The sequence below is a fragment of the Prevotella sp. S7 MS 2 genome (genome assembly GCF_000762865.1).
GTDB lineage: Bacteria > Bacteroidota > Bacteroidia > Bacteroidales > Bacteroidaceae > Prevotella.
Genome location: NZ_JRPT01000011.1, coordinates 1 through 3,449, shown reverse-complemented (window position 1 = coordinate 3,449; position 3,449 = coordinate 1). Strand labels below are relative to the sequence as shown.

Sequence of the window (3,449 nt, the reverse complement as noted above, 5' to 3'; positions counted from 1 at the left end):
TTCAATTTATAATAGTGTTGCGGAATTAAGGGATATGAGTAAAATGAACGTAAAGCCAATGAAAGAATTGGCTGCTATGTTGCCACTGATGAAACAGTGGATGGAAGCGATGCACCAAGAGCCTGAACTATCTACCCAAGAGGTAAATACAGGCAAGTATGTTGCCGATCTACTAAAGAATATGGGCTACGAGGTTCATGAGCATGTAGGAAAACATGGCATTGAGGGGGTGGTCGGTGTACTAAGGCATGGCGATGGAAAGAAGAAAATAGGTATTAGAGCCGACATGGATGCCCTCCCTATTCAAGAAATCAATAACCTACCTTATAAAAGTAGGCATGACGGTATTTCTCATCTCTGCGGACACGACGGTCACAGTGCTATGGCACTTGGGGCAGCTAAGTATCTGGCAGACACAAAGCATTTTAATGGTACCGTTTACTTCTATTTTCAGCCTGCCGAAGAGACCATGCAGGGCGGTCCTTCGATGATAGATGATGGACTTTTCACGAAGTTTAATGCCGATAGAATATATGCCATACACAATGTACCAGGGCTACCAAAGGGGGTTCTGCATTTCCATGATGGAGAAACAATGTCGGCTGTAGATAATTGGGAGATACGCTTAATGGGGCGTGGCGGTCATGGTTCTATGCCCGAATTAAGCATTGACCCCATCGTTGCGGGTGCTTCTTTGGTGATGGCACTACAGACGATTGTAGCACGCAACCTCTCTCCTTGGAATAATGGCGTGGTCACCATCGGCTCATTCCAAGCAGGTAATGCAGGAAATGTTATTCCAGACGAAGCTGTACTCAAGTTGTCTATGCGCAACATGCAGCCCGATGGGCGTAAGCTGGTGTTGCAACGTATTCGTGAGATCACTTCTGCCCAAGCAGAATGCTTTGGATGTAAATATGAAATAAAAGAAGGACAACCCGGAGCAGTACTTGTCAATTCGCACGAAGAAACAGCTTTTGCTGCCGAAGTGGCACGCAAATATTTTGGAGAGGAAAATGTAGTGTACCCTTGCAAGCCGGTGATGAGCAGTGAAGACTTTGCCTTTATGTTGCAAGAACGACCAGGAAGTTACATCATGTTAGGTAATGGTGAAACGCCTATGGTACACAATCCTAAGTACATCTTCGATCAGGAAATCCTTCCCATAGGTGCCTCGCTGTGGGTCGCCTTGTGTGAAGAATATCTAAAGTAGGAGATTGTAGGGTTTCAAAAGAACAGCTTTCTTTCGGGAAGCCAAACTTTTTTTTCTTTCGTCAACTCCTTTATCGCTCTGAGGATAGTATCAGAGCTACAAGTGCGAAGTGTCGGATGAGGCGAGAGGTGGTTCATCAAATGAGTAGTGACATCCTGGGGTACATGAACCGCCACAGAAGTAGATACTCATGAGAGAACGGATGATTTCGTTGTACTGATAACCGAAGGTTTTCGTTAAGCCAGATGAGCAGAGCTAAGTTTACTTAAGCTCTGCCATGGCGAGAAAACGTGCCATGAAATGGAACGAACTACACCTTAGACCGAGGGTTGAGTCGATTACAGATGATAATGTGTTGCTCTTTTAAGTAATTTGAAAGAAAGATTGCATACTTGTTCAATGAATGATGCTTAGTTTGAATACATATATTGACTTTTGAATTTAGTAAGAATCCCTTTCCTTGAATAGGTTGTATTGTATTAGGAATAGGGATTACTCGATAGTCAACCTTTTGAGCATAAGAAACTGCATGCCCAAGTATGAAGAGGCATAATGTTGTATAGAGCAGAATAAAAAGCGGCGTATTTTCATGAATAATGAATTGATTTTTAGAAAATGACTTCGACCATAACCGGTAAATGGTCAGAAGAGTTTTTGATATTACTACTCTTAAAATTTTTGATAACCTGGGTTTGCTGTAGTTTCACCTTGCGTGAATGTTTATACCAAAGTATATAATCTAGACATTCATTGGGCGCAAGTGCAGGATAAGTCGGAGACTGCTCAGATAATACTACCCAATCGAGTCCGAATGTTTTTAAAGTTTCAGAGAGTGGATGTGCATTTAAATCCCCTCCTAAAAAGATGGGTTTATCGCTATGTTTAAAATGTGTGGCGAAGAAGTTGTTAATTGCATTTATTTGGGCTTGATGGGCTTTCTCCTCTACGTCTAAGTGTACAGAAGCAATGATATAAGACGGAGTCTCTATAACGGCCATTACTCTAGGTTCTGTTCCCTCTGCTTTAGGCAATGGAATTGTATATTGGTTTACACACTTTGCCCTATAGAGGATGCCATCACCATAACTGCCACCTTGATAATCCATAGCTTTAGCGAATTTGTATTCGTATGTTGGGAAAAATGAGGCTAATTGTTTTAATTGGTATTCATGTTGGGTTCTTGTTGTCATGCTGTCAAGTTCGTTAAGGCAAATCACATCTGCTTTTTGCTCATGTATGCCGGCAGCAATATTTTTATAGTTGAGAGGATACATAGAATCTCTCATAAAGATAGCAACATTGTATGTCATAATTTTCATACTCGTTCTATGTGATACTAAGGTTTTACACCCTGTTGTGTGTAAGAGTATCATCAAGAGAATAGGGTAGAAAATAGCTCTTTTTTTCATTTTATTTAATCTATTGATGAGAGGTGAAATTTTAGAGTAAAAAGAATGCAGTTTATGGATGCTCTTGGGAGGTTCTGGAGTGAATTAACTGAAATTCCCTAAATTTTAAAAAACACGTTTTGGATCTAACAACCCATTTGGCTAAAAATAAAAGAAACCCCTCAACAATACTTGTAGAAACATGCATTGAAGAGGGGGAGGAGGGGTGTGTAAACACAACACACCAATATATTTAACCACTAAACTTATTTCGACACCGTAACAGCTATGCGTCCCTTAGCACCGACCTTGTCCGTCACAGTCACATCCGTTCTTCCTTCCTTCAAGGCCTTTATTGTTATCGTTGCATCCGTAACAGACACCTCAACAACACTTTTATCTGCGGCCACAGCCTTATAAGGGTAGCGTCCCGACTGAATGTTTACACGCTCGCTTTTGCCAACCGACAATGTCACGTTAGCCTTGCTTACCGTGATGGGTTGAGGATTGCGCGTCGTAACAGTCACCTTTCCTGTTTTCATATTCTTGTCGGTTACCACAATCTCTGTCGTACCCTCTCTTAAGCCAGTAACAGCGATATAGTTATCTTTATTATCCACCCTTACACGGGCAATCTCGTCATTAGCAACCTTTGCTTCGTATGGTGCCGTTCCGTTCTTAATCTCTACGTTCTTTGTTTGAAGAGACGTCAACGTGATTGAAGTAGGGTTGAGCGTAAGTTGCTTCTGCTTCTCCTCCTCTTCTTTCTTTCGTCTTGCTTCTTCTTCCTCCTGCTTCTTCTTCTCTTCCTCCTGCTTCTTCTTCTCTTCCTCCTGCTTCTTCTTCTC

The 3,449-nt window shown here is 41.7% G+C and carries 3 protein-coding genes and 1 pseudogene; 1 reads left to right on the top strand and 3 read right to left on the bottom strand.

The window, feature by feature from the left end; all coding sequences use genetic code 11:
• Positions 1-43: 43 nt before the first annotated feature.
• Positions 44-1,213, top strand: a complete 1,170-nt coding sequence (locus HMPREF0671_RS02890; protein ID WP_036896625.1) for a M20 aminoacylase family protein — start codon at positions 44-46, stop codon at positions 1,211-1,213.
• A gap of 53 nt (positions 1,214-1,266) precedes the next feature.
• Here HMPREF0671_RS02890 and HMPREF0671_RS11915 read toward each other — a convergent pair.
• The 3 genes and pseudogenes from HMPREF0671_RS11915 to HMPREF0671_RS02880 form a co-directional block, all read right to left on the bottom strand.
• Positions 1,267-1,447 (bottom strand): annotated as a pseudogene (locus HMPREF0671_RS11915) (IS1380 family transposase); the annotation flags it as partial.
• Between the two features lie 374 nt (positions 1,448-1,821).
• A complete protein-coding gene (locus HMPREF0671_RS11720) occupies positions 1,822-2,532 on the bottom strand; it encodes an endonuclease/exonuclease/phosphatase family protein (protein WP_052052787.1) in 711 nt (236 codons plus the stop codon).
• Between the two features lie 335 nt (positions 2,533-2,867).
• The coding region (locus HMPREF0671_RS02880) for a pilus assembly protein N-terminal domain-containing protein (RefSeq protein ID WP_052052785.1) at positions 2,868-3,449 on the bottom strand (582 nt) is incomplete at its 5' end.